Source organism: Halopseudomonas salina (genome assembly GCF_008641105.1).
In genome coordinates this window covers 556,106-582,248 of sequence record NZ_VTTI01000001.1, presented here as the reverse complement: position 1 = coordinate 582,248, position 26,143 = coordinate 556,106, and the positions used below count along the sequence as shown (strand labels likewise).

General features: G+C 58.8%; 29 protein-coding genes. 16 read left to right on the top strand and 13 right to left on the bottom strand.

What is annotated here, in order from left to right:
- Positions 1–25: 25 nt before the first annotated feature.
- The 3 genes from rpmG to radC all read right to left on the bottom strand — a co-directional run bounded on the left by rpmG (position 26) and on the right by radC (position 1,289).
- Positions 26–181, bottom strand: coding sequence for a 50S ribosomal protein L33 (gene rpmG / locus FZF01_RS02660; protein ID WP_150276539.1), 156 nt, complete (start codon positions 179–181; stop codon positions 26–28).
- Between the two features lie 11 nt (positions 182–192).
- Positions 193–429, bottom strand: coding sequence for a 50S ribosomal protein L28 (rpmB, locus tag FZF01_RS02655; RefSeq protein WP_150276538.1), 237 nt, complete (start codon positions 427–429; stop codon positions 193–195).
- A 185-nt stretch (positions 430–614) separates the two neighbouring features.
- Positions 615–1,289 (bottom strand): RadC family protein, encoded by a 675-nt coding sequence (gene radC, locus FZF01_RS02650; protein ID WP_150276537.1) that lies wholly within the window; start codon positions 1,287–1,289, stop codon positions 615–617.
- 172 nt (positions 1,290–1,461) lie between these two features.
- On the opposite strand from radC, the gene coaBC reads away from it, so the two are divergent.
- From coaBC to FZF01_RS02625, 5 genes are read left to right on the top strand one after another with little or no spacing between them, the layout of a single operon-like run.
- Positions 1,462–2,691, top strand: coding sequence for a bifunctional phosphopantothenoylcysteine decarboxylase/phosphopantothenate--cysteine ligase CoaBC (coaBC, locus tag FZF01_RS02645; RefSeq protein ID WP_150276536.1), 1,230 nt, complete (start codon positions 1,462–1,464; stop codon positions 2,689–2,691).
- 11 nt (positions 2,692–2,702) lie between these two features.
- Positions 2,703–3,158: a dUTP diphosphatase gene (gene dut, locus FZF01_RS02640; protein ID WP_150276535.1), complete on the top strand. Its 456-nt coding sequence runs from the start codon at positions 2,703–2,705 to the stop codon at positions 3,156–3,158.
- Positions 3,159–3,194: 36 nt separating this feature from the next.
- The gene (locus FZF01_RS19725; protein WP_150276534.1) at positions 3,195–5,717 is read left to right on the top strand and encodes a phosphomannomutase/phosphoglucomutase; all 2,523 of its coding nucleotides are present in this window, start codon (positions 3,195–3,197) and stop codon (positions 5,715–5,717) included.
- Between the two features lie 24 nt (positions 5,718–5,741).
- Positions 5,742–6,647, top strand: coding sequence for an acetylglutamate kinase (gene argB / locus FZF01_RS02630; RefSeq protein WP_150276533.1), 906 nt, complete (start codon positions 5,742–5,744; stop codon positions 6,645–6,647).
- Between the two features lie 3 nt (positions 6,648–6,650).
- Entirely contained in the window at positions 6,651–7,094 is a 444-nt protein-coding gene (locus FZF01_RS02625; RefSeq protein ID WP_150276532.1) for an acyl-CoA thioesterase, read from the top strand.
- A gap of 13 nt (positions 7,095–7,107) precedes the next feature.
- Here the strand turns inward: FZF01_RS02625 and FZF01_RS02620 are convergent, their stop codons facing one another.
- Together FZF01_RS02620 and pyrE are read right to left on the bottom strand one after the other, a co-directional pair.
- A complete protein-coding gene (locus tag FZF01_RS02620) occupies positions 7,108–7,695 on the bottom strand; it encodes a DUF4124 domain-containing protein (protein WP_188434348.1) in 588 nt (195 codons plus the stop codon).
- 64 nt (positions 7,696–7,759) lie between these two features.
- Positions 7,760–8,413 carry an orotate phosphoribosyltransferase gene (gene pyrE, locus FZF01_RS02615; protein WP_150276530.1) on the bottom strand — a complete coding sequence of 218 codons (654 nt, stop codon included), beginning with the start codon at positions 8,411–8,413 and terminating at the stop codon, positions 7,760–7,762.
- A gap of 71 nt (positions 8,414–8,484) precedes the next feature.
- Here pyrE and FZF01_RS02610 point away from each other — a divergent pair, with 71 nt between their 5' ends.
- Entirely contained in the window at positions 8,485–9,264 is a 780-nt protein-coding gene (locus FZF01_RS02610; protein ID WP_150276529.1) for an exodeoxyribonuclease III, read from the top strand.
- 144 nt (positions 9,265–9,408) lie between these two features.
- Here the strand turns inward: FZF01_RS02610 and FZF01_RS02605 are convergent, their stop codons facing one another.
- Both FZF01_RS02605 and rph read right to left on the bottom strand, forming a co-directional pair.
- On the bottom strand, positions 9,409–9,786 hold the full coding sequence (locus FZF01_RS02605; RefSeq protein WP_150276528.1) for a DUF4870 domain-containing protein: 378 nt from the start codon (positions 9,784–9,786) through the stop codon (positions 9,409–9,411).
- A gap of 52 nt (positions 9,787–9,838) precedes the next feature.
- Complete coding sequence (gene rph, locus FZF01_RS02600) at positions 9,839–10,558, bottom strand: ribonuclease PH (RefSeq protein WP_150276527.1); 720 nt, start codon at positions 10,556–10,558, stop codon at positions 9,839–9,841.
- A 126-nt stretch (positions 10,559–10,684) separates the two neighbouring features.
- Between rph and FZF01_RS02595 the strand changes: the two genes are divergently transcribed.
- Entirely contained in the window at positions 10,685–11,551 is an 867-nt protein-coding gene (locus tag FZF01_RS02595) for a YicC/YloC family endoribonuclease (protein WP_150276526.1), read from the top strand.
- Positions 11,552–11,566: 15 nt separating this feature from the next.
- On the opposite strand, the gene FZF01_RS02590 is transcribed toward FZF01_RS02595, so the two are convergent.
- Positions 11,567–12,829, bottom strand: coding sequence for a DUF2254 domain-containing protein (locus FZF01_RS02590; RefSeq protein ID WP_150276525.1), 1,263 nt, complete (start codon positions 12,827–12,829; stop codon positions 11,567–11,569).
- Between the two features lie 106 nt (positions 12,830–12,935).
- On the opposite strand from FZF01_RS02590, the gene gmk reads away from it, so the two are divergent.
- The 4 genes from gmk (at position 12,936) to FZF01_RS02570 (ending at position 16,564) form a co-directional block, all read left to right on the top strand.
- The gene (gmk, locus tag FZF01_RS02585) at positions 12,936–13,556 is read left to right on the top strand and encodes a guanylate kinase (RefSeq protein WP_150276524.1); all 621 of its coding nucleotides are present in this window, start codon (positions 12,936–12,938) and stop codon (positions 13,554–13,556) included.
- Between the two features lie 100 nt (positions 13,557–13,656).
- The gene (gene rpoZ, locus FZF01_RS02580; protein ID WP_150276523.1) at positions 13,657–13,914 is read left to right on the top strand and encodes a DNA-directed RNA polymerase subunit omega; all 258 of its coding nucleotides are present in this window, start codon (positions 13,657–13,659) and stop codon (positions 13,912–13,914) included.
- 97 nt (positions 13,915–14,011) lie between these two features.
- The gene (spoT, locus tag FZF01_RS02575) at positions 14,012–16,165 is read left to right on the top strand and encodes a bifunctional GTP diphosphokinase/guanosine-3',5'-bis pyrophosphate 3'-pyrophosphohydrolase (RefSeq protein ID WP_150276730.1); all 2,154 of its coding nucleotides are present in this window, start codon (positions 14,012–14,014) and stop codon (positions 16,163–16,165) included.
- Between the two features lie 18 nt (positions 16,166–16,183).
- Positions 16,184–16,564 (top strand): RidA family protein, encoded by a 381-nt coding sequence (locus tag FZF01_RS02570; protein ID WP_150276522.1) that lies wholly within the window; start codon positions 16,184–16,186, stop codon positions 16,562–16,564.
- Between the two features lie 7 nt (positions 16,565–16,571).
- On the opposite strand, the gene FZF01_RS02565 is transcribed toward FZF01_RS02570, so the two are convergent.
- Together FZF01_RS02565 and FZF01_RS02560 are read right to left on the bottom strand one after the other, a co-directional pair.
- On the bottom strand, positions 16,572–17,003 hold the full coding sequence (locus tag FZF01_RS02565; RefSeq protein WP_150276521.1) for an OsmC family protein: 432 nt from the start codon (positions 17,001–17,003) through the stop codon (positions 16,572–16,574).
- Between the two features lie 76 nt (positions 17,004–17,079).
- Positions 17,080–17,934: an NAD-dependent epimerase/dehydratase family protein gene (locus FZF01_RS02560; protein WP_150276520.1), complete on the bottom strand. Its 855-nt coding sequence runs from the start codon at positions 17,932–17,934 to the stop codon at positions 17,080–17,082.
- Positions 17,935–18,003: 69 nt separating this feature from the next.
- On the opposite strand from FZF01_RS02560, the gene FZF01_RS02555 reads away from it, so the two are divergent.
- From FZF01_RS02555 to FZF01_RS02545, 3 genes are all read left to right on the top strand, one after another.
- Entirely contained in the window at positions 18,004–18,924 is a 921-nt protein-coding gene (locus FZF01_RS02555; RefSeq protein ID WP_150276519.1) for a hydrogen peroxide-inducible genes activator, read from the top strand.
- Positions 18,925–18,945: 21 nt separating this feature from the next.
- A complete protein-coding gene (gene recG / locus FZF01_RS02550) occupies positions 18,946–21,021 on the top strand; it encodes an ATP-dependent DNA helicase RecG (protein ID WP_150276518.1) in 2,076 nt (691 codons plus the stop codon).
- A gap of 137 nt (positions 21,022–21,158) precedes the next feature.
- Positions 21,159–22,562, top strand: a complete 1,404-nt coding sequence (locus FZF01_RS02545) for an aminoacyl-tRNA deacylase and HDOD domain-containing protein (protein WP_150276517.1) — start codon at positions 21,159–21,161, stop codon at positions 22,560–22,562.
- 115 nt (positions 22,563–22,677) lie between these two features.
- On the opposite strand, the gene FZF01_RS02540 is transcribed toward FZF01_RS02545, so the two are convergent.
- From FZF01_RS02540 to FZF01_RS02530, 3 genes are all read right to left on the bottom strand, one after another.
- On the bottom strand, positions 22,678–22,950 hold the full coding sequence (locus FZF01_RS02540; protein WP_150276516.1) for an HU family DNA-binding protein: 273 nt from the start codon (positions 22,948–22,950) through the stop codon (positions 22,678–22,680).
- A 208-nt stretch (positions 22,951–23,158) separates the two neighbouring features.
- On the bottom strand, positions 23,159–24,313 hold the full coding sequence (locus FZF01_RS02535; protein ID WP_150276515.1) for an NAD(P)/FAD-dependent oxidoreductase: 1,155 nt from the start codon (positions 24,311–24,313) through the stop codon (positions 23,159–23,161).
- A 23-nt stretch (positions 24,314–24,336) separates the two neighbouring features.
- Positions 24,337–24,504, bottom strand: a complete 168-nt coding sequence (locus FZF01_RS02530; RefSeq protein WP_150276514.1) for a rubredoxin — start codon at positions 24,502–24,504, stop codon at positions 24,337–24,339.
- Positions 24,505–24,650: 146 nt separating this feature from the next.
- On the opposite strand from FZF01_RS02530, the gene FZF01_RS02525 reads away from it, so the two are divergent.
- Together FZF01_RS02525 and ubiA are read left to right on the top strand one after the other, a co-directional pair.
- Positions 24,651–25,181: a chorismate--pyruvate lyase family protein gene (locus FZF01_RS02525; protein ID WP_223825359.1), complete on the top strand. Its 531-nt coding sequence runs from the start codon at positions 24,651–24,653 to the stop codon at positions 25,179–25,181.
- Between the two features lie 43 nt (positions 25,182–25,224).
- The gene (gene ubiA, locus FZF01_RS02520; RefSeq protein ID WP_150276729.1) at positions 25,225–26,100 is read left to right on the top strand and encodes a 4-hydroxybenzoate octaprenyltransferase; all 876 of its coding nucleotides are present in this window, start codon (positions 25,225–25,227) and stop codon (positions 26,098–26,100) included.
- Positions 26,101–26,143 lie beyond the last annotated feature (43 nt).

The following is a 26,143-nucleotide window of genomic DNA, read 5'->3' as shown; positions in this document are numbered from 1 at the left end:
CGGGTTTTTTGTTGCAAGCCAGACCTTACTTGATCTTGGCTTCCTTGTAGTTCACGTGCTTGCGAATCACCGGATCGAATTTCTTGATTTCGATCTTATCGGGAGTAGTACGCTTATTCTTGTCGGTAGTGTAAAAGTGACCAGTACCGGCAGAAGAAACCAAACGAATCAATTCACGCATGGGACTGCTCCTTAGACTTTTTCGCCACGACCGCGCATTTCGGCAAGCACAACATCGATACCGCGCTTGTCGATGATACGCATGCCCTTGGTGGACGTACGAAGACGTACAAAACGCTTCTCTGACTCAACCCAGAAGCGATGGTGCTGCAGGTTAGGCAGAAAACGACGTTTGGTTCTGTTGTTAGCGTGGGAAACGTTGTTCCCAGTCACTGGACCTTTACCGGTCACCTGACATACTCGAGACATGGTTAACCCTCTCCAACCACTTGCCCAACCCGAACTGGTTGGAAGCCATAAAATAATTTGTTTTCCAGCCGGGGCGAGCATCGTGCAGACCTGACAAACGAATCCGTACAGGCGCAGCCCCGAGAAGAGCGGAGCTTTATACCAAAACACGCTCCGGCAAGCAACGACTTTTAATTTCCGGTTACTTAGAGCAGCCCCCGCTCGGCGAATGAAACCGGCTCGCCGTCCCCTACAACCAAGTGGTCAAGAACGCGGATATCCACGAGCGCCAGCGCCTCTTTCAGACGTCGGGTAAGCATCTGATCCGCCTGACTCGGCTCGGCGACACCCGACGGATGGTTGTGGGTAAGAATCAATGCGGCAGCGTTGCATGCCAAAGCACGCTTGACCACTTCTCTGGGATACACGCTGGCGCTGTCAAGGGTGCCACGGAACAACTCCTCGAAGGTAATGACCCTGTGCTGGTTGTCCAGAAACAGGCAGGCAAAGACTTCGTGGGGCAGATGCGCCATGCGACTGCGCAGATAGTGCCGAACGGCGCCGGGAGAGGTCAGCGCGGTACCGCGCTTGAGATCCTCGAACAGATGCCGTCGGCCCATTTCCATGACCGCCTGCAGCTGCGCGTACTTGGCAGGACCAAGGCCGGCATGCAGACAGAATTCAACCTGTTCGGCCTGCAGCAACGCGCGCAGACTCCCGAAGGCGCTCAGTAACTGCCGGGCCAGATCCACTGCGCTGATGCCCGGCAAGCCGGTGCGCAGGAATATGGCCAGGAGTTCAGCATCAGAGAGTGCCGCGGCACCCTGTTTGAGCAGTTTTTCCCGGGGGCGTTCAGCCTCCGGCCAGTCGGTGATGGGCATGCGCAAATCCCTGCGTTAGCGCACGTACTTCCTGTTCGTGCGGTGTAATATGGCCGGCTAGTATAGAAGCTTCAAACACGGTGGTCGAGGCAGAAGGCACCATGGCCATGCTATGTTATTTTAATCGGGTTTTGCACACACAGCGCCCCGGGCGCAGTTGTCGGGAGTCAGCATGCAGCGGTTGGTGAACAAGAGAGTCCTTCTGGGCGTCAGCGGCGGCATTGCCGCCTATAAAAGCGCAGAGCTGGTACGCCGCCTGCGCGATGCAGGAGCAGAAGTCCGGGTAGTAATGACCAACGCAGCCCGGGAGTTTATTACCCCACTCACACTGCAGGCCCTTTCCGGGCACCCGGTTCACGGTGACCTGCTCGACCCCGCCGCTGAAGCAGCGATGGGGCACATCGAACTGGCCCGCTGGGCCGATCTGGTGTTGATTGCGCCGGCCACCGCCGACTTGATGGCGCGGCTGGCCCAGGGACGCGGAGACGATCTGTTGACTACCCTGGTTCTGGCTTCTGATGCACCCCTGGCGCTCGCACCGGCGATGAACCAGGCAATGTGGCGCGACCAGGCAACCCAGGCCAACCTTGCTCAATTACGTGATCGTGGCGTGCGAATCTTTGGCCCCGATTCCGGCGAACAGGCCTGCGGTGACGTAGGCCCCGGGCGGATGCTTGATCCTACCGAGATTGCGCTGCTGGCCAGCGGGTGCTTCGAGCATGGACTGTTGACCGGAAGACACGTACTGATAAACGCCGGCCCCACACGCGAGGCCATCGACCCGGTACGCTACATCTCCAATCACAGCTCGGGAAAGATGGGCTTTGCCCTGGCCGAAGCGGCAGCCGAAGCCGGTGCACGTGTGACTCTGGTAGCCGGGCCCGTCAACCTGCCTACCCCGCCCCGGGTCAATCGAATCGACGTGGTCAGCGCACTGGAAATGCAGGCGGCCTGCGAATCTGCACTGCCAGCCGATCTGTTTATTGCCGCTGCAGCGGTCGCCGATTACCGCCCGGCAGATTGTGCTACCCATAAAATGAAAAAAGACCCGAAGTCCAGCAACGGACTGACCCTCGAACTCATACCCAACCCTGACATTCTGGCCGGTATTGCCCGCCATGCGCAGCGCCCCTGGTGTGTCGGCTTCGCAGCCGAGACCCATGATGTACTGGCGTATGCTGCAGACAAGCTCGAGCGCAAGAATCTGGACCTGATCATCGCCAACGATGTCAGCGCGCCCGGCATCGGCTTCAACAGCGATAACAACGCGGTCACGCTGATCGACCGGAGCCTGCATGAGGAGCACCTGCCCATGGCAAGCAAGAACAAGCTTGCCCGGCAGATAATCAGTCATGTAGCCGGTCGTCTTGCCACTGACAAGGCCGTGAACGGAAAACTCTGACGAGAACAACCATGCACACACTGCAAGCCAAGATAATCGACCCTCGCCTGGGTCAGGAGTGGCCGCTGCCCCATTACGCGACCGAGGGTTCTGCCGGGCTGGATCTGCGAGCTCTGCTCCAGGAGCCACTGACCCTGCAGCCCGGTCAGACCGAATTGCTACCGACCGGTCTGGCCATTCATATCAACGATCCGGGTCTGGCAGCGATGATTCTGCCGCGCTCGGGGATGGGCCATAAACATGGCATAGTCCTGGGTAACCTGGTGGGTCTTATCGACTCTGATTATCAGGGCCAGCTAATGGTATCCTGCTGGAACCGTAGCGCCCGCCCCTTCACCATAGAGCCAGGCGAGCGGATTGCGCAGTTGGTACTGGTGCCGGTGCTACAGGCACAACTGGAAGTGGTGGATGAGTTCGAAGGCAGCCTGCGCGGTGTCGGCGGATTCGGTCATACAGGCAGTCGTTAAGCAGGACTTGACGCTAATGGCAAGGAGGCAGCAGTGATGAAATTCAAGACCAAGGATCCGACCAAATCCCCCTCGGCGCTACCAGGTACACTGGTTCCATTGCTGATAGCCTTGCTCGGCTTGGCTCTGGCTGCCGGATTGATCTGGGTGGCAGTCTTTGCCCAGAACAATGACCGCTACCGCGACGATCTGGCTCAGGCCTACGCCACACAGCAACTCGGGGCGCTGAATCAGGCGACAACACAATTGCGCAACGACCTGGCCCGGCTGGCTGCCAACCCGCAACTTCAGGTCGCCCTGCAACAGGGCGGCAGTGCCAGCGTGCAACGCATGCTGCGCTACTACCTGGCTGACAACCAATCCATGCGCATTTTTGCCGTTGGTGAGGCGGAAAGCCCCGCAGACGGGCAGGCAGTACCCAGCTTCGCTGTGCTGGACATGATTCGCAGGGCCGAACGAAACATGCCGGTACCCATGGAAGCGCATCCCGTGGATGGTGAATGGCGACTGCATGTGGTGACTCCACTGCGCGTTTCAGATAACGCTCCGATTGGCGGCACACTGGTCGCAGCCTTCGAGTTGCAGCGTGTGCTGAGCGCCCTGCCACCCCTGCATGAAGACGCAGGTCAGTTGAAGCTGGTGCAAAACTTTCCGGGAGCTCCGGTACAAACGCTGTATCAGGTTGGCAGCGGATTTGGCGAGACCGTGACTCTAGCCTCGAACAATCCTGCCTGGCGTATCGAATTTCAGCCGGGCGTCGCCCTGGTCGCTGGCGTGGCCAATCCGCTGCTCCTGCTGGGGTCAGTGTTGCTCGCACTCTTTGGCATTCTTATCGCACTCTGGTGGTTGCACCGCAGCTGGAGCGCCGACGTCAAATCAGATGCATCGGTACTCAGCCAGCTCGCCCAGGGTCACAAGGTGGCCGGCTTGCGACTCGGACCGCTGACTCCGGTAGGTCAGGAAATCATGCAGCTGGCCTCCGGCCATGGCCGTAAACTGGGGCCCAGTCCAGAACGCGAGGACGTGCAGGCCCGGCCGGGTAAAAAAGCACCAGCACCTTCAACAGCAGCCCTATCCGACAACGATATTCTCGATATCGATATTGTCGACAACATGGACGATCTCGGTGATGACATGTTCGGAACCGCAGACGCTGCCAGTGGTACCTCTGCGATACCCGAGATTCCAGCTGAAATTTTCCGCGCCTACGACATTCGCGGCGTGGTTGACCGCACGCTGACGGCGGAAACCGTCTATTGGCTGGGCCGTGCAATCGGCAGCGAAAGCATCGCCCGTAACGAAGCCAAGGTTGCCGTGGCCCGTGACGGACGTCTGTCCGGCCCGGTGCTGGTGGAACAGCTGATCCGCGGCCTCATGGAAAGCGGATGCCAGGTAATTGATCTGGGTATGGTCCCGACACCCGTGCTCTACTACGCGACCCACACAACACAGGCCACCTCCGGCGTGATGCTCACAGGCAGCCACAACCCGGCCGACTACAACGGCCTGAAGGTCGTCATAGCCGGCGAGACCCTCGCCGACCAGCGAATCCAGGCCTTGCACCAGCGTCTGCGGGAAAACGATCTCAGCGAAGGCTCAGGCGGCCGACAGCAGTTGGAACTGCTGGACGCCTATCGTCGCCAGATAGCCGAGGACGTGGTGCTGGTGCGATCACTCAAGGTGGTAGTGGATTGCGGCAACGGCGTTGCAGGCGTGGTAGCCCAGGGCCTGCTGGAGGATCTGGGCTGCGAAGTCATTCCGCTCTACTGCGAGGTGGACGGCAACTTCCCCAATCACCATCCAGACCCCGGGCATATCGAGAACCTGCAGGACCTGATTGCCGAGGTCAAGCGCAGCGGAGCTGACATAGGTATTGCCTTTGATGGCGACGGCGATCGCCTGGGAGTGGTTACCCGCAGCGGCGAAATGATCTATCCGGATCGCCTGATGATGCTGTTCGCCGAAGATATCGTGACGCGTCACCCCGGTGCGGATATCGTTTTTGACGTTAAATGTACCCGTCGCTTGCCCGCGCTGATCAGCCGCATGGGCGGACGTCCGGTCATGTGGAAGTCAGGGCACTCCATGATCAAGGCCAAGATGATCGAGACCGGGGCCTTGCTCGGCGGAGAGATGAGCGGGCACCTGTTCTTCAAGGAGCGCTGGTTCGGTTTCGACGATGGCCTTTACAGCGCCTGCCGACTTCTGGAGCTGATTTCGATCCAGCCACCCGAAGAAGATCCCGAGAAAGATATCTTCAGCAAATACCCCGCCGGGTTAGTCACGCCGGAGATCAACCTCAAGGTGGGTGAACAGCGCAAATTCGAGTTGATAGAGACACTGAAAAAACAGGCTGACTGGGGTGCTGGGCGCGTGTCCACGCTGGATGGGATTAGAGTCGACTTCCCCCATGGCTGGGGGTTGATACGTGCCTCCAACACCACACCTATGCTGGTACTGCGGTTTGAAGCTGACAAGCCCGACGAGCTGGAGCGAATCCAGCAGTTATTCCGCGATCAGCTGGCGCAGGTAGCCAGCGATCTGCAACCGACATTCTGATTATACAAGGAGAAGCCCTACACCATGTTGAGTCGCGACGCTGCCACCCAGGTATCCCGGGTATTGACCGAAGCACTGCCTTACATTCAGCGCTTCACTGGCAAGACCATTGTCATCAAGTACGGCGGAAACGCGATGGAAAGCGACGAGCTGAAGAACAGCTTCGCCCGTGACATCGTGCTGATGAAGACGGTTGGCATCAACCCGGTCGTCGTCCACGGGGGCGGCCCGCAGATCGGTGACCTGCTCAAGCGGCTCAATATCGAAAGCCGCTTTGTCGACGGTATGCGCGTGACTGATACCCAGACCATGGATGTGGTAGAAATGGTACTCGGCGGCCAGGTCAACAAGGACATCGTCAACCTGATCAATCAGCATGGTGGCAGCGCCATCGGCCTCACCGGCAAGGACGCAGGGCTGATCAAGGCACGCAAACTCAAGGTGAGCGTGAACACCCAGGGGCTCGACAAGCCGGAAATAATCGATATCGGTCATGTTGGCGAGGTGGTCGAGATCAACACGCGGCTGATCAACCGACTGGTCTCCGATGATTACATCCCGGTTATCGCCCCTATAGGCGTTGGCGCCGACGGCGCCTCGTACAATATCAATGCCGACCTGGTAGCCGGCAAAGTCGCCGAGGCGCTGCAGGCTGAAAAGCTCATGCTGCTGACAAACATAGCCGGGCTGATGGATAAGGCGGGCAACGTATTGACAGGGCTGACTACCGCCCAGGTTGACGCTCTGATTGCTGATGGCACCATTTATGGCGGCATGCTACCAAAGATCCGCTGCGCCCTTGATGCAGTGCAGGGTGGCGTGAGCAGCGCGATTATCGTGGACGGGCGGGTTCCCAATGCCATTCTGCTGGAAATCTTTACCGATACCGGTGTCGGTACGCTGATTACCAACAACAAGGGAGCCATATAACCCATGCAACCGGATGATTTCCGCTTCAGCCACGCGCTACGCGTTCGCTGGGCCGAGGCCGACATGCAAGGCATCGTTTTCAACGGACACTATCTGACCTTTGCCGATGTGGGCATCACTGAGTACTTTCGCGCCATGGGTCAGACCTACAGCGGGGAGACAGGGGCCAATGGCAGTGATTTCTTTGCTGTGAAGACCCTGCTGGAGTATCGCTCGCCAGCCCGCTTCGACGATATGCTCGACGTTCATGTACGCATTGCGCGCCTGGGCAATTCGAGCATGCAGTTTCTGATCGGGATCTATCGCGATGAGGAACTGCTGGTCAACGGGGAAATTGTCTACGTACATGCTGACCAGAGCACTCGCCGGCCTTCACCAATCCCGCAGGTATTCCGCGAGGCGGTCGTCTCTTTTGAACGCTTGATGCCGGAGGGTGTAACCGCCTGAAAGAGGCAGGGGATCAGCGCTTCAGCAGTTGCTCGAGTCTGGCGCGCCTTTGCTCGAAAGTTGCATGAACAGCTTCGATCTCCTGCTGTTTTGCGGCAATCAGACGCTCCAGTCGGTCCATCTCGGCATCCACATGGGTGATTTCCAGCAGTATCGACTCCTCCACCTCACGACCGGCACGCTGCTGGGCGGCTGCGCGACTTTGTAGCTCCTCGCGCTGACCTTGCAGGACCGCTATGTTGGTTCGGGTAGCAGCAATCAAATTCTCGATCTGCTCCAGCTGACGCCCCCTGGCACGCTTCAGGTCCGGCACACTGCTGTACAGTCGCAACAGGGTTTTATCTTCCTGCAGCTGGCGCTCTTGCTCCGCCCGTGCCGCACGCACCTCAGCCAACTCCTTGGGAGTGGGCGCCGCAGCTACTGTATCCACAACCCGACCGTGACTATCGAGCACCTCATAACCGTGTTTGACGTACTCAGCCGGCACACGACTGTCGAGAACAGTCACGCCATTTTCATCCAGATAGCGGTACAACTGAGCCTGTGCCGGTAGCGAAAGCCCGACAGTTGCGACGACAATCAAACAAAACGACCTAAGCATAAACGGTAACTCTTGCTTGGAGCCGATAACTCCGGTTACTTGGCGAAGGTCGAATCCGTCAGGACTACTTCGCCTTGATACCATACTCCGCACGATAGGCTTCTACCGCCGGCAGATGGTGACGCAACTCGGCATCCTCTTCGAGGAAGCTCAAAACCTGTTCCAGGGAAACGATACTGACGACCGGAATGTCGAAATCGCGCTCGACCTCCTGAATGGCAGACAGTTCGCCCTGACCCCGTTCCTGGCGATCCAGCGCGATCATGACCGCTGCCGGAGTGGCACCCGCTGCCTTGATGATCTGCATGACCTCGCGCACAGCTGTGCCCGCCGTTATCACATCATCAATGATCAATACCCGTCCTTTGAGCGGAGCGCCAACCAGACTCCCGCCTTCGCCGTGATCCTTGGCTTCCTTGCGGTTGAAGCAGTATGGCATATTGCGATCAAAACTATCAGCAAGCGCCACCGCTGTCACGGCTGCCAATGGGATGCCCTTGTAGGCAGGTCCGAATATGACGTCCACCTCACCAACCGAGCTGTGCACGAAAGCCTGCGCATAGAATCGCCCGAGCCGGCTGAGCGCCGATCCGGTGTTGAATAGACCGGCATTGAAGAAGTACGGGCTCTTGCGGCCGGACTTCAGGGTAAACTCACCAAAACGCAGAACCTCGCGGTCCAGGGCAAAACGTATGAACTCGCGCTGAAATTCGTGCATCCGGTTCCTCTTCTTTACAAAATAAATGCTGGCTCGGGTATCATACACTTTCGATTTTGGGGGAGCTATGTATGCGAATCATCAGTCTGAACGTCAACGGCATCGAGGCGGCGGCAGCCCGGGGCCTGTTCGACTGGTTACGCACACAGGATGCCGACGTGATCTGCCTGCAGGATATCCGGGTCACCGCGCCCGAACTGGAGCAGGATAAATACTGGCTGGACGACTATTGGCAGTATTGTTTCGAAGCCGAGGTTCCCAGTCAGGGCGGCGTGGCGATCTACACCCGTACAGCCCCGAAGGCGATTATCATGGGCCTGGACTTCGAACTGGCCGACCGCTACGGCCGCTACGTTCAAGCCGACTTCGACAAGGTCAGCATTGGTTGCCTGCTGCTGCCTTCCGGACGGGGCGGCGACGCCGAACTGAACCAGAAATTCAAGTTCATGAACGACTTCACCGGCTATCTGAACAAGCAGCGCCGCAAGCGCCGGGAGTTCATCTACTGTGGCTCGCTGTATACATCACACCTGAAACTGGACGTGAAGAACTGGCGCGACTGCCAGAACGAGCCCGGCTTCATGGCACCTGAGCGGGCGTGGATGGATGAGATCTTCGGCAACCTGGGCTACGTGGATGCCTTACGTGAAGTCACCCGCGAAGCCGAGCTGTACAGCTGGTGGCCTGATAGCGAACAGGCGGAGAGTCTCAACCTCGGTCTGCGCTTCGACTATCAGATACTCACCCCGGGCCTGCGCCGCTTCGTCCGAGACGCACGTATACCCCGGGACGCACGCTTTTCACAGCATGCGCCGGTGATTATCGATTACGACTGGACGCTGAGCATCTAAGCCGCAAGCTTCAAGCTTCAAGCTTCAAGCTTCAAGGGAATAAAGCTTGGCGCCTGGACCTGCATCCCATCAAGCCTGTGCCAGAACGAAGTCGAAAGCTGCGTCCACGTGGGTTGCTTGTAGCTTGCCGCTTGCCGCTTGCCGCTACTTAATGATCCGCCAGCAGAACGGATACCGGTAAGCCTTACCTTCGTTGGCCTTGATCGCCGCAATGATCATCAGAATCACTGCCCCGATGATGACTACCCAGATCAACAAGAACCCGATCACGATGACCATCAGCAATACGCAAAGCAGCGAGGCAAGCGCCACGCTGATCTGGAAGTTCATGGCTTCCTTGCCCTGATCATCAATAAAAACGTCCTGATCCTTTTTCAATTGCCACACCAGCAGTGGGCCGATCAGGCTACCGAACGGGATCAGACAGCCGAGAAAACCTGACAGATGAGCAATCAGAGCCCATTTGCGGGCTTCGGGGCCGGGGATGCCCGGCTCTGCGATAGGCTGGGTTGGTTCAATCATGTTGCGCTACTCCCTGTTCCGTTAAAGGACCTGCCAGCCTGATCGGCCGACCTCAGTCTTCCAGCGCCGCCAATTGCATGGCAAACAACTGATCAACGCCCTGCCTGGCGAGCGCCAGCATGGCATTCAGTTCGTCAGGGCTGAAGGGTGAGCCCTCAGCGGTGCCCTGCACCTCGATAAAACCGCCCTTGTCAGTGACCACGACGTTCAGATCGGTTTCCGCGGCAGAGTCTTCAAGATAGTCCAGATCGAGCACGGGCTCACCCTGGTAAATACCCACGGAGATTGCAGAGATCATCTGCACTTCAGGCATTTTCTTGATGGCGCCGCGCTGCTTCATGATGCGCAGGGCGTCGACCAGAGCCACACAGGCGCCGGTGATCGAGGCTGTGCGGGTGCCACCGTCGGCCTGGATGACATCGCAATCGATATACAGGGTGTTCTCGCCCAGGCTTTTCAGGTCAATCGCGGCGCGCAGGGAGCGACCAATCAGCCGCTGGATCTCGAGGGTACGCCCGCCTTGCTTGCCTCGGCTGGCTTCACGCTGCATGCGCGAGCCGGTTGAACGCGGCAGCATGCCGTATTCGGCGGTTATCCAGCCCTGACCTGAGCCGCGCAGGAAGCGTGGCACGCCAGCCTCGACACTCACGGTACAGATCACCTTGGTATCGCCAAATTCGACCAGAACCGACCCCTCGGCATGTTTGGTGTAATGGCGGGTCAGTGTTACCTGACGCATCTGGTTGGCTTCGCGGCCACTGGGTCGTTTCATCTTGGAATCCTTGTACTGCGGGTATGTGTCCCCGGATTATACGGGTCAAGCCAAGCGGGCGACACCTGCGTCTCCACCGGAGTAGAATGCGGCTTCAATTATTCTAGTGCGCCAGGAGGCCAACCGATGGTTTACAGCATGACGGCATTCTCACGCTGCGAGCTGAGCACAGATCAGGGCAACCTCGCCTGGGAAATTCGCTCGGTCAATCATCGCTTTCTGGAGCCCAGTCTGCGCTTGCCAGAGAGCTTTCGCTCACTTGAAGGGCCCTTGCGCGAACGTCTGCGCAAGGAATTCGCCCGCGGCAAGCTGGAAGTCACCCTGCGCTTCAATCCGTCAGCGGGCAGCGACAGCACATTGCAGGTCAACCAGCCGCTAATTGACCAACTGCTCACCGCAGCCCGACGCATCAGCCAGCAGATGGACGCCCCCTGCCAGGTGAATCCGCTTGAGGTGCTCGCCTGGCCCGGCGTGCTCGCCGGTAGCAAGATGGACGACGGCCAGTTGATTCCTCAGGCCAGCGCCCTGTTCGAGGACGCGGTGACCGCCCTGAAGACGCAGAGAGCACGGGAGGGCAGCGAGCTGAAAAGACTCCTGGAAGAACGGTTGGAGGCAATAAGTGAGAGGGTCGCCAGCCTGCGTGAGATGATGCCCGGCCTGCTCACAGCGTATCGGCAGAAGCTGATCGATCGCTTCAACGAGGCCCGCCTGGAACTGGACACCACCCGCATCGAGCAGGAACTGGTATTACTGGCGCAGAAAATGGATGTTGCCGAGGAGCTCGACCGGCTCGACACCCATGTCGCGGAGGCACGTCATATACTGTCTGGCACCAAGGCCATGGGACGACGCCTGGATTTCCTGATGCAGGAATTCAACCGCGAAGCCAACACCCTCGGTTCCAAGGCGATTGACAGTCGCAGCACCCAGGCAGCCGTTGATCTGAAGGTCTATATCGAGCAGATGCGCGAGCAGGTCCAGAACATAGAATAACGCCAGAGGGGCCCATCAGCCCCCTTGGTAACCCGCCACCAGTTCGCGCAGACGTTGCCGATCTTCCTCCAGAGTCATTCCCGCCTCGGCATGCTTCAATGCCAGCAGAGCCTGGCGATGCGCGCAAATAGCCAGCTCCGGGCCCTGCCCTGCCAGTAGTAGCAAGCCCTTTTGCAGACGTAGCTGTACTTCGATCAGGCTTGCGCCGTCTCTGGCTATAGGTGCGAACATGTCGTCGAACAGATCGTGCAGCTCGAGCCGGGGTACCTTGATCCGAGAATAAATAGGCGCGCACTCTCGCTCACCCATACTCTGTTGCGAATAGTAGGACAGAATTCTCACCGCACGGCCCAGCACATCAATAGCGGTGCCAGGATCGTTGACCGCTGGCGAGAGCGCCCGGGAAGCGATTTCCGCGAGCACGGACAGACCGAACCGCGGATCCTGATCGAAAGACCTGTCGTTGCCCAGGGTAAATACCTTGCGTATCTTTTCGTCTGCCGCATCCCCTTCGGCTCCCGCCACCCAGGCGAGCGGCCGCGGACTGCTGACAAAAGCACCAGGCAATGTCGCCACCCAGACTTCCCAATCGTTCTCCTCTGCCAGTTCAGACAGTTCGACCATGTCCAGGTGCTGCACAAGACCCGTGGATTGCGTATGGATCGGGCGAGCGGAGGCCGGAGGCGAGAAGTCGGCAGCTTTCATTGGGATGCCACCCAGACCCGGGTGGCATACGCGATCTTTCAACGCCTCCAGCGTCACGGCCTCGACCCGCCCGGTGGTATCGCCGACCCGGCCAAAATGGGACAAATGCTGAATCCAGCGCAGGATAGTCACCACCACCAGCAGGATCACCACCAGGGTGACCAGAAACAGGATCGCCCTGCCACGCTCATCGTAGGTTTCGGTACTCAGGGCGGTTATGCCCACGAGACTGAACAAGAAGGTGCCGATGAAGGTACCCAGTACGTTCTGCGTGGTGGTGTCCTGCATCAACAGGCGTGTTGCCCGTGGTGTCACATTATTGGTCGCTGCTCCATAGGCCATGACCATGACACTGAGTGAAAAGGTGGTTACCGCAAGCATACTGGAGGCAAGGATCTCCAGAATGGTTCCCACCGCGTTCTCGCCAAGCTTGAGATCCAGCTGGATCGGCAGGCTACCCTGCAGCGCCGCGGCAATCAGCGCTGCCGCAATACCCAGCAAAGCAAACAGTGCAGCGCGCACCCAGAGTGTGTGGGCAATCCGGGTAACCAACCACTGCCACTTCGAAAACATGCTGTTTCTCCTCGGGGCCGTCAGCAACGCAACATGACGGCAGGACTCAATGTCCCTATAATCGTGGCATCCATTCTAGCCGTTAATCTTCAGGACATCCTGACCAATGACTCATGCCACCGGCACCCTGTATATCGTCTCCGCCCCCTCTGGCGCCGGCAAGACCAGCCTGGTCAAGGCCCTGATCGACCAGCTCGACAATCTGCGGGTATCTGTCTCCCACACCACGCGCGCCATGCGCCAGGGGGAAATAGACGGCGTCAACTACCACTTCACCAGTCGCGATCAGTTTCTTGCCCAGGTGACCCAGGGCGACTTTCTCGAGCACGCCGAGGTATTCGGCAATCTGTACGGCACCTCGCAAAGTACGGTAGAGAAAACCCTGGCGCAGGGGAACGACCTTATTCTGGAAATCGACTGGCAGGGCGCGCAGCAGGTCCGCAGGGCAATGCCCGATTCGCGCTCCATATTCATTCTGCCGCCTTCCCGGGCAACACTGCGTGAGCGCCTGACCAACCGCGGGCAGGATGAAGAAAGCGTGATTGAGGGGCGCATGGCACTGGCCGTGGACGAGATCAGCCATTACGTCGAATATGATTACCTGGTCATCAACGATGACTTCAATACCGCCCTGGACGATCTCAAATCAATTCTGCGCTGCGCTCGCTTGAGCGTGGCCCACCAGGAAGAGCTGCATAAGGGATTGTTGACAGCGCTGCTGTCATAGTTCTTGTCATGGTGCTGACCGATTCAGTACACTACGTGGTCCTGCGTTCATAATATGGGCGCCCGTCGTTTTTGATCGTCAAGCCGTACCGGAGTACACCATGGCCCGCGTTACCGTTGAAGACTGCCTGGAAAATGTAGAAAACCGTTTTGAGCTGGTCATGCTGGCCACCAAGCGTTCGCGCCTCCTAGCCACCGGCGGCAAAGAGCCCAAGGTTGCCTGGGAAAATGACAAACCCACAGTGGTCGCACTGCGGGAGATTGCTGCAGGTCTGATTTCCAACGAGATACTGGCGCAGGAAGCGATTCAGGATCAGCAGGAGCCGCTGTACTCGATGGAATCCGACCTGGAGGAGTAATTCCTTGGGCCGGTCGATGTCAGGCCAGACCCGCACGCCCGCCAAGGGCGTGGAGACCTCCGCTGAGCGTTTTCAGCCGGAGCACCTCGCAGGCGGCATGGGGACCGACATCGAGGCGTTCGCCGAGCGCCTGGAGAACTATCTTGAGCCGGACCAGATCAATCTGGTCCGCCGTGCTTATTATTACGCCGAGCAGGCCCACGATGGGCAAACACGGCGCAGCGGTGAAGCCTACGTCACCCATCCCCTGGCTGTAGCCCACATCCTGGCCGATATGCACATGGACCATCAGAGCCTGATGGCCGCCATGTTGCACGACGTGATTGAAGATACCGGCATACCCAAGGACGCTCTGGTTACCCAGTTTGGCGAAACCGTAGCCGAACTGGTCGACGGTGTCAGCAAACTCACGCAAATGACCTTCGAGACCAAGGCTGAAGCCCAGGCCGAGAACTTCCAGAAGATGGCGCTGGCCATGGCCCGCGACATTCGCGTAATCCTGGTCAAGTTGGCTGACCGCTTGCACAACATGCGCACCCTCGGCGCCCTGGCCCCGGAAAAACGCCGGCGGATCGCCAAGGAAACCCTGGAGATCTATGCGCCGATTGCCAATCGCCTAGGTATGCATAGTCTGAGTACCGAGTTCGAGGATCTGGGCTTCAAGGCCATGCATCCGATGCGTTCGGACCTGATTCACCGCGCTGTGCGTGCCGCCCGAGGCAATCGCAAGGAACTGCTCAACAAGATTCTCGACTCCCTGCAGAACTGCCTGGAGCGCGAGGGCCTGCCCGGCAAGGTCATGGGCCGCGAGAAGCACCTGTTCGGTATCTACCAGAAGATGCGCGGCAAGCGTAAGGCGTTCCACGAGATCATGGACGTATATGCCTTCCGGATCATCGTCGACAAGCCCGACACCTGCTACCGCGTACTCGGTGCGATTCACAGTCTGTACAAGCCCTTCCCGGGACGTTTCAAGGATTATATCGCCATACCCAAGGCGAACGGTTACCAGTCGCTGCACACGACCCTCTTCGGCATGCATGGTGTGCCCATCGAGATCCAGATCCGTACCGAGGAAATGGAAGAGATGGCCAACAATGGTATTGCCGCACACTGGGTCTACAAGTCCAAGGACGAGGTGATCAACGGTCACCATGCCCGCACCCGTCAATGGCTCAAGGGCGTACTCGAACTGCAGCAGAATGCCGGCAATTCGCTGGAGTTCATCGAGAACGTAAAGATCGACCTGTTCCCTGACGAGGTTTACATCTTTACCCCCAAGGGTCGCATCATGGAATTGCCCAAGGGCTCTACACCGGTCGATTTTGCCTACGCGGTGCACACTGATGTCGGCAACAGTTGCATTGCCTGCAGGGTCAATCGACGCCTGGCGCCCCTGTCCGAGCCTCTGGAAAGCGGCCAGACGGTCGAAGTCATCCGCGCCCCCGGAGCCAGACCCAATCCCGCCTGGCTGAGCTTCGTGATTACCGGCAAGGCGCGCAGCAACATCCGCCACTTTCTCAAGCACCAGCGCCATTCCGAGTCGATTGCTCTGGGCGAGCGTCTCCTGGACAAGGTCCTGGCCAGTTTTGATACCAACCTGGGGGCGATTCCCGAAAGCAACATCAAGCAGGTACTCAAGGACTGCAAGATGGAGCTGATGGAAGACTTGCTGGCTGATATCGGACTGGGAAACCGCATGGCCTATGTGGTCGGCCGTCGGTTACTGGCAACCGAGCCCACGGTGGATTCTGCAGACTCAGCTTCCAAAAAGCCGGCTGCCACAGAGCCCGAGTCCACCGCGGAAAAGCCCCTGGCAATCCGGGGCACCGAGGGCCTGGTCGTCAGTTTTGCCCGCTGCTGCAATCCTATCCCCGGCGACCCGATCGTTGGCTACTTGTCATCTGGCAAGGGTATGGTGATCCACCAGGAGAACTGCAGCAACCTGGCCGAGAATCGTCACAGCAACGAAAAAACTCTGCACCTGACGTGGGACAAGGACGTCAGCGGCGAATTCACTGTGGAATTGAAGGTCGAGCTAGTCAACGAGCGCGGCATCATCGCTCAACTGGCCACCGGCATCACCATGGCCGATGCGAGTATCGACAAGATAAGTGTCGACGAGCGCGATGGGCGTGTCAGCGTTGTCCAACTGGTCGTACGGGTCCGCGACCGCCTGCACCTCTCACAATTGATCAAGCGCATACGGGCCCTCAGCGGCGTGATGCGCATCACCCGCCTTAAAAACTGATCCGACTCCGGAGATTCAATGAACAAGCAAGTCATTACCAGTGACCGGGCACCTGCTGCCATTGGTCCATATTCCCAGGCCATCAAGGTAGGCAACACGGTATACCTGTCAGGTCAGATCCCACTGGACCCGGAGACCATGGAAGTGGTCGAGGGAATGGAACAGCAGATCTGTCAGGTGTTCGACAACCTGACCGCCGTAGCCGAAGCGGCTGGCGGTACGCTGCAGGATATCGTCAAACTGAATATCTTCCTCACCGACCTGGGCCACTTCAGCCTGGTCAACGAAGTGATGGCGCGTTACTTCAGCCAGCCCTATCCGGCACGCGCAGCCATTGGCGTAGCTTCACTGCCCAAGGGCGTGCCGGTAGAGATGGATGGCATTATGGTTGTCAGCTGAGTAATACTCAGCTTTCCAGAACCGCATCCAGGGTAATGTCCGCTTTCAGCAGCTTGGAAATCGGACAGCCCGTCTTGGCCTTGTTGGCGATCTCTTCGAACTTCCCCTTGTCGATACCCGGTATACGCGCTCGCATGTCCAGATGGACTGCGGTAACGGCAAATCCGTCATCCTGTTTTTCCAGGGTAACTGTCGCTTTGGTATCGATGCCATCGGGCGTGAAACCCTCTTCACCGAGCAGCATGGAGAAGGCCATCGAGAAGCAGCCAGCATGGGCTGCACCAATCAGCTCTTCGGGATTGGTGCCCTTGCCGCCTTCAAACCGGGTATTGAAACCGTAGGGTTGCGCATCAAGCACACCGCTTTCGGTAGAAATGCTGCCCTTGCCCTGCTTGAGATCGCCTTCCCAGTGTGCCGAAGCTGTCTTGTTGATTTTCATCACGCTTTCTCCTGTATGTCGATGCAGCAGGTGATTTACCTACAGTATTCGGACAACGGATAGGCGGCTTTGATCCCTAGTCGGGCCTGGCGCTTTGCAACATCTCCCCATACCCCTCGCGAAAAGTCGGATAACGGGGCGCCCAGCCGCTCTCGCGAGCCAGCGCGTTGCTGCAGCGCTTGCTACCGACCCGACCCGGCGTCGGCCCACTTTCCTGCAACGTCGTGCCGAGCCGCTCAGCCAGCCAGCTGGTCACCTCATGCATGCTTGCCGGCTCGTCATCCACCCCAAGGTAACAAGGTGCCAACAACTCGTCCTTGTCAGCCTCCAACAACAGATGCTCGAGCAGCGCTACTGCGTCGTCGCGGTGAATCCGGTTGCTGTACTGGGGCGGCTCGAGCGGAACGTGCAGGCCGTTGCGCACCTGGTCGATCAACCTGTTTCGACCAGGGCCATAGATACCTGCCAAGCGCACCACTGACGCGGGAAAGCCACAGCGCAGAGCCACGTCCTCGGCCTGCAGCAGCGCCTGACCGGTAGCGGATTCGGGCAGGGCTCGGCTGTTCTCGGTTACCCACTCGCCGTCTTTCTGGGCATAGACCCCGGTACTGGAGATTTGCAGCAGGTGCCGCGGCAACTTGCGACCCTGCTTCAACCAGCCAAGGACATGCTCCAGACCCTGGACGTAGAGCTGTTGATACAGCTGTGCATCGCGTTTGCCCGCAGCCGGGCAGTAGACCAGATAATCGACCTTGTCTGGCCATTGTTCCGGTTTGTCGACGCAGGTCAGATCGCCGATGATTGGCTCGATCCCCTCTGGCAACGCCGAAGTATCACGGCGCAGGCCGAACACCTTCCAGCCACGCTGCCTGAGGCGCAGGCCCAGAGCCGTACCTAGATCGCCACATCCTGCTATCACTACCTGTTTCATCTGATTGTTTTCCTCTATCGATCAACCCGCTATGCTGGGCAGATTAAACACCGGAACAGTATATACGCCATGACCCTGACCGAACTGCGCTACATCGTTACCCTGGCCCAGGAACAGCATTTTGGCCACGCCGCCGAGCGTTGCCATGTATCCCAGCCGACACTCAGCGTGGGGGTAAAGAAGCTGGAGGACGAGCTAGGCGTGATGATTTTCGAGCGCAGCAAGAGCGCCGTGCGGGTTACCCCGATCGGCGAGCGCATTGTCGCCCAGGCACAAAAGGTGCTCGAAGAGGCGCTGACCATTCGGGAACTGGCAACTGCCGGCAAGAATCAGCTCTCTGCACCCTTGAAGGTAGGGGCAATCTACACTATCGGGCCATACATGTTCCCGCATCTGGTACCACAGCTACATAACGTGGCACCGGAAATGCCGCTGTATATCGAAGAAAACTTTACCCACGTCCTGCGTGACAAGCTGCGCAACGGTGATCTGGATGCCATTATCATCGCACTGCCATTCAATGAACCGGATGTACTGACTCGTCCCTTGTACGACGAACCTTTCAGCCTGCTTATTCCAGCCAATCACCCCTGGGCCCAGCGTGACAGCGTGAGCCTGGAAGAACTGGACGACAACAAGTTACTGCTATTGGGCGAGGGCCATTGTTTCCGTGACCAGGTACTCGAGGCTTGCCCGACCATACGCAAGAGCGATGAACAGACCCGTCATACCACAGTCGAGTCCAGTTCACTGGAGACCATCAGGCATATGGTCGCATCCGGCATTGGCATGACAGTGCTGCCAATGTCCGCGGCGGACGATCGCTATTACAGTTCCGAGCTGCTGGTCACCAAGGCATTCAAGACGCCCGCGCCCTACCGCACCGTGGCCATCGCCTGGCGCGCCAGTTTCCCACGACCCAAGGCGATCGAAATTCTCAGCGATTCCATCCGGCTGTGCTCGGTCGGCCAGCCGAAAACGCGCAAGTAAGCCGTGCCAGGCCCCCTGAACATGCCCGAGAAAACCGCGCTGACGGTGTTCAAGGGCGTTGGCCCGGCTTTGGCCGAGAAACTGCACAAGCTTGGGCTCAGCTCCGTGCAGGATGTGCTCTTTCACCTGCCACTGCGCTACCAGGACCGTACACGCGTCACCCCCATCGGCGCCCTTCGCCCAGGCATGGATGCCGTGGTCGAGGGCACAGTGCAGGGTACCGACGTGGTCATGGGGCGGCGTCGGAGTCTGCTCTGCCGATTGCATGACGGGACCGGTGGATTGAGTCTGCGCTTCTATTACTTTTCCGGTGCGCTGAAAGCCAACCTGGAGCGAGGCAGCCAGTGGCGCTGTTATGGCGAGGTAAGGCCTGGCGCGTCGGGGTTGGAGATTTATCACCCGGAACTGCAGAGCCTCGACTCCATAACGCCGCTACCGGTCGCCGAAACACTGACGCCCATCTATCCGAGCACCGAAGGGCTGTCACAGCAACGTTTGCGCAGCCTGAGCGAGGCCGCACTGGCCTGGCTGGACCAGGGCAACAGCCTCACCGAGTTACTGCCTGCGAACATACTCGAAGAGTATCAGCTGGCCCCCCTGCGCGAGGCCATTCATACCCTGCACCGCCCGCCACCCTCAGTTGACCTTGAAGCACTGGAAGAGGGCCGGCACTGGGCCCAGCATCGTCTTGCGTTTGAAGAGCTGCTGGCCCATCAGTTGGCCATGCTCAACCTGCGCGCTCAGATCCGCAGCCACGAGGCTCCGGCGATGCCCCCCGGCAAGGAGCTGGCTGGGCTGTTTCTGGCGCGACTGGGCTTTAACCTGACCGGCGCCCAGCAACGCGTAGGCAGCGAAATTGCCCGCGACCTGCAACAGCGCCAACCCATGCTGCGCCTGATTCAGGGCGATGTTGGCTCCGGCAAGACCTTGGTAGCGGCGATGGCCGCACTGCAGGCATTGGAAGCAGGCTGGCAGGTAGCGCTGATGGCACCTACCGAAATTCTCGCCGAGCAGCATTTCAACAATTTCAGCGCCTGGCTCGCACCGCTGGGTATATCCGTAGCCTGGCTGGCGGGCAAACTCAAGGGCAAGACGCGTCAGAACCAGCTGCAGATGATCGAGACCGGCGATGCAGCCATGGTGGTTGGTACCCATGCGCTGTTTCAGGGGGAAGTACAATTCCACAACCTGGGGCTGGCAATCATCGACGAACAGCACCGCTTTGGCGTGCAGCAGCGCCTGGCTTTGCGCGACAAGGGTGCTGCCGGACAGTTCTCACCCCATCAGTTGATCATGACCGCCACACCAATACCACGCACGCTGGCAATGAGCGCCTACGCAGACCTGGATACCTCGGTACTGGATGAGTTACCACCCGGCCGCACGCCGGTAAATACCGTTCTGGTGTCCGACAGCCGTCGCGAGGAAGTAATCGAGCGGGTCAAGATGGGCTGCGCCGAGGGACGCCAAGCCTACTGGGTCTGTACGTTGATCGAGGAGTCAGAGCAGTTGCAAGCTCAGGCTGCCGAAGGCACATGGGAGATGCTCTGTGAAAGCCTTCCGCAACTTTCCATCGGTTTGATTCACGGTCGCATGAAACCGATGGAAAAGGCCGAGATCATGGCAGCCTTCAAAGGTGGTGATCTGCACCTGCTGGTGGCCACCACTGTCATTGAGGTCGGGGTGGATGTTCCCAATGCCAGCCTGATGGTAATCGAAAATCCCGAGCGACTCGGGCTGGCGCAACTGCATCAGCTGCGTGGCCGAGTTGGACGGGGCAGCACGGCCAGCCACTGTGTTCTGCTTTACCACGCGCCCCTGTCACATCTTGGTCGCGAGCGGCTGGGTATAATGCGTGAAAGCACCGATGGCTTTGTGATCGCAGAAAAGGATCTGCAACTGCGCGGACCTGGTGAAGTACTGGGCACCCGTCAAACCGGGGTGGTGCAGTTCCGGGTTGCCGACCTGCTACGCGATGCCGATCTACTACCACGGGTGCAGGAAGCAGCCAGTCTGATGCAACAGCAGTACCCGCAACAGTGTCAGCCGCTGATTGATCGATGGCTGGCTGTGGGCCAGCAGTTCGCCCGAGTGTGATCCGATGCACGCCCCTGTAAGAAGCACCTTGTATGCGCCCGTGCTAATATCCCGATAGCCTAAACAGACGATCCAGGTTCACCAAGACGCCAAGGCAGTTCGCGTCGGTGAACGCTGAACAATAAAGGAACCTGCCGATGAACAGTTCTGCTCCTACCCCGGAAACCAGCGCAGGCCTGCCCCACCTGATCGAGAAATTACTTCAGCAACAGGCCATAGATTACAAGTTGCGACCGACACCACACACAGTTCCCGGCAAGCAACAGGTACAGGCCTGCCTTCTCTGCGATTCGATAGGTACCGTACTGGCGCTCTTTCCGACTGACCACCTGCTGGACCTGAAAAAAGCCGGAGCACTTCTCGGCCGGGAGCTTGAGCCGGTGCGCGCGGCCCAACTGCAGCGGATTCTCGCCAAGCATCAGCTCAACCAGCTGCCCGGCTTGCCCATTCTGTTCAGTTCCCCCTGCATCGTGGAGCAGAGTCTACTGGCGCAGCAAAGCCTGTGGCTGGATAGTGGGCTGGCCGGCTGGAGCCTTGAGCTCGACCAGAAATCCGCGCACCTGCTATTGTCAAAAGCCAGCGCAGCCCATTTTGCAGTACCCCTGGATGGGCTGAACAGCCTATCTGCGGATCCTGCCCAGGACGGACAGGATCTGAGCCGTGCGGTCAGCAACTTCACCGCCCTGCGCATGCGTCAGCGGCTGGAAGAAACCATCGAGATCCCCCCGCTGCCTGCCACCGCACAGAAAATCATGAAACTGCGCAGCAAACCCGATGCCGATCTCATGGAGTTGGCGGATCTGGTGGAAACCGACCCCAGCCTTGCTGCTCAGGTCGTCAGCTGGGCCTCATCGCCCTTCTACGCGGCGCCCGGCAAGATACGCTCTGTGGAGGATGCCATCGGACGGGTGCTTGGATTCGACCTCGTCATCAACCTGGCGGTTGGCCTTGCGCTAGGCAAGACTTTCACGCTCCCCAAGGACGCACCTGAGGGCGCTACCGGCTACTGGGAGCAGGCGATCTATAGCGCGGCAGTGATCGAAGGACTGGCCAAGGCCATACCGCGCAACAAGCGGCCCGAGCTAGGCCTGAATTACCTTGCCGGTTTGCTGCACAATTTCGGCTACCTGGTTCTCGCCTATATCTTTCCGCCCTATTTCCATACCATCTGTCGCCACCAGGAAGCCAACCCACATGTGCAGCCACATCTGATCGACCAGCATCTATTGGGTGTGACTCGCGATCAGATCGGTAGCTGGCTGATGCGTTTCTGGGATATGCCTTCGGAAATTTCCACAGCGATGCGCTATCAGCACGATCCCGATTACGCTGGTGAGGATCACGTGTATGCCAACCTCGTGTATCTCGCCCAGGCGCTTCTCCAGGAGCAGAATATTGGCGAAGGCGCGCCAATGCCGATACCTGAAGCGTTACTGGCGCGTCTGGAATTGAGTAGCGAAAAAGCGTCTGAGGTGGTTCACAAGGTTCTGGATGCGCGGGAAGCGCTGCGGCTGCTGGTCACCCAGTACCAGCACGGCTGATGTAGCCGCAATGAGCGTTATGCCCAACGCCCTGACCGGGCAAAGTTTGGCCATGGCGCACTGATTGCGCAGGCGGCCCCCGCAAAAAAGGGGCCACCCACACGTCGGCCATATCTCAGTTGATTGATTCTTTCAGGCTCTTGCCCGGCTTGAAGGAAACAGTATTGCTGGCCTTGATATCGACGGGAGCACCGGTTTGCGGGTTTTTACCCGTGCGGGCACCACGGTGGCGTTGCAGAAAAGTGCCAAAGCCCACCAGAGTAACGGTGTCTTTGCGGCTCAGTGCCTGGGTGATTTCATCAAGAACAGCGTTAAGTACTCGATTTGCCTGGTCTTTGGTCAGGTCAGCCTTGTCAGCGATAGCTGCAGCGAGATCCGGTTTACGCATATGAAGCCTCTTCATGTTGTTTTTGTTTTTCACCGTTGCTTCCTCGCAACGATTGCCACGCCGACCAGAGCTGGCTGGCAGGGCGTCTAGTGCTCGGGCAGCATCGCATGACTTGGCATGTTGTGCCAGTCGTATAGCCTGCGGCCTGTGCGGTGTTTCACCGTTTTCCCGACAAAAGGCAATATGGCCCGCCAGTTTGCCCGATTTGTCAGACTAGCCAGGCCGGCAATTGGCGATTCAGCTGCAATTTCTCACTCACTGCGGTACCCGTCAGCGCGTAGCCGTGGAGCATGCCATCGGCGTCGTGGAAAAGTGCTTTCATATTCTGACCTTCGCCACTGACCGTCCACAGTCCATTAGTCGTAGTGACTGGCGGTGCAACGACAAGCGGGCACGCAGGCGTCTTGACCATCACCGGCATCACCGGATAACTGACCTCGGTGGGGTCCTGCGCCAAGGTCCGCGCCAGCGCCCGGGCGCAACTCATCAGCGGCATCACATACATCAACTGCATGCCCGTGACCTCGGCGCAATCGCCCAGCGCGTAGACATGCGGATCAGACGTGCGCAGATAGCGATCCACCTGAATGCCGCGACCACAGAGCAGGCCCGCCTCGTGTGCCAGTGTGGTATTGGCAATCAGGCCGATAGCCGACAATACCTGATCAGCCTCGATACGACTGCCGTCATCCAGCTCAAGACTCAGCGCTGCGTCGGCTGGATGCACGGCAACAACCGATCGCCCCAGATGGAACTGCACGCCCAGTTCCTGCAGAGCAGCTTGTACCGGAGCGGCGATCTGATCAGGGATCAGGCCAGGCATCAACTGCTCATCCGGGGCAATCACCTGCACTTCCAGTCCGCCCAATGCCAGATCATTGGCAAACTCGCTGCCGATCAATCCAGCACCGATGATAGCTATGCGCTTGCGTCCCTGGAGTGCCTCCCGGAACCGGCCATAGTCGCCAAGATCGTTGATCGAAAGCACCCGCTCATGCATTTCCTCGGCCAGCGGGAAGGGTCTTGCGTGGGCACCACAAGCCAGCACCAGATCGCCGTAATGCAACTCGCCGTTCTGGGTCCGGATGGTGCGCGACTGAGGATCGACCTGGAGCACCCGGGTATACGGCATTATCTGCGCGTTCAGTTGGGCGGCCATGGCGGTGGCATCCTGCATCGCCAGCTCATCCGCCTGTTTGCCCTTGGCAAAACCAGTGGACAGCAGCGGCTTGGAGTAGAATCGGCCGTCATCGGCGGTAAGCAGAATAAGCTCACGCTGGTTATCCAGCTTGCGCACTTCCTTGGCCAGGTTATAACCGGCCAGGCCGGTTCCAACTATGATCAACGGACCGGTATCAGACACGTTCGAACTCCTTCATGGCGGGCTTAGCCCATCTCGATCATTTCGAAATCTTCTTTGCCTACGCCACAGTCGGGGCATTGCCAATCAGCCGGGACATCTTCCCAACGGGTACCGGCGGCTATGCCTTCGTCAGGCCAGCCTTCGGCCTCGTCATAGATGAATCCGCATACAACACATTGCCACTTCTTCATGCAGTTTTCCTGGAAAAGGGTATAGAAAGAGTACATGGACACTACCGGAATTGCCTCGATACGCCAAGCTGCAACCCGCAGCGGGCCAGCTCCCATTCATGCTAACCTTGCGCCTCCGATCAACTGCTCTGCGACGATGCCCTGCCGTGACCCTGCCTGACTGGTACGCTGTTTCACTTCACCCTGCGCCACCTCCGACTCCGCTGCTTGACTGGCTGAGTGATGAAGGCTCGCTGACGGCTCGCCTTGACGCTGCCGGCAACGCTGATTTTGCGGTAGAGGTTCTGCACCAGGGGCGCGAACCAGCTCGGCCAGATGAGGTCCTGGCCCTGGGTTTGCAGTGTGAAGAGCTGGTCTGGGTGCGCGAGGTCCTGCTGCACACCGCGGGCGAAGCCCGAGTATTTGCGCGCAGCATAGCTCCACTCGCCGCCCTGGAGCGTTCGACCCTGGAATTGCAGGAACTGGGAACACGAAGCCTGGGCGAGTTGCTGTTTGGGAAGCCGGAGATCAGCCGGGGCAGCATAGAAATCAGCCTCTATCCGACCTCCTGGTTACCATCCCAGGTGTCGCCAGAAGCCCAGCTCAATAGCTGCTGGGCCAGACGATCATTATTTTGTGACGGCGAATTCCGACTGCTGGTTTGCGAAGTATTTCTACCAGGCTGGCCGCCAGCCTGAGCTCATGTCATCAAGGAGAACCCACCCCGTGCCAGGCCTGACGATGAAAATTGCCGCCCGCATCCACCCCCGCGGTCCCGACTTCGTGCAACTGATGCGCCTGGACCGCCCCATAGGTACCTGGTTGCTGCTATGGCCGACCTTGTGGGCCCTATGGCTGGCAGCTGATGGTCTGCCTGACATGCGCGTACTGGTTGTTTTCGTACTCGGCGTTTTCCTGATGCGGGCCGCTGGCTGTGTCATCAATGACTACGCGGACCGCAATATCGACGGCCACGTCAGCCGGACCCGCACCCGCCCACTGGCGACCGGCAAGGTCAGCCCGCGCGAGGCGCTGATCACCTTCGGCATACTGGTCGCAACAAGTGCGTTTCTGGTACTGCTGACCAACGGACTGACCATTCTCCTGGCTTTCGGCGGGCTGGCGCTCGCCGCGCTGTATCCATTTTGCAAGCGCTTTACCTTTTATCCGCAACTGGTGCTGGGTGCAGCGTTTTCATGGGCCATCCCCATGGCGTTCGCCGCGCAGACCGGCGAGCTGCCCCACATACTCTGGCTCATCTATCTTGCCAACCTGATCTGGACAGTGGCCTACGATACCGAATACGCCATGTGCGACCGGGAGGATGACCTGCAGATAGGGGTCAAATCCACCGCAATACTCTTTGGTGAAGCAGACCGGACAATCATCGGGCTACTTCAAGGCCTCACCCTGCTGTGCCTGCTCATGGTCGGTGCCCGCTTCGACCTGGGTCTGTACTTCCATCTTGGGCTGCTCGGCATGCTGGGTGGGTTCGTCTGGCAGCAACGCCTGATACGCAATCGCGAGGCTGATCAGTGCCTGCGCGCGTTTCTCTCCAACCATTGGCTCGGTATGCTGGTGTTTATCGGTCTGGCTCTGGACACCATGCTGGACTGAAGAATGCACTGATTCACCGAGCTGCCACCGTAAAGTCACACAA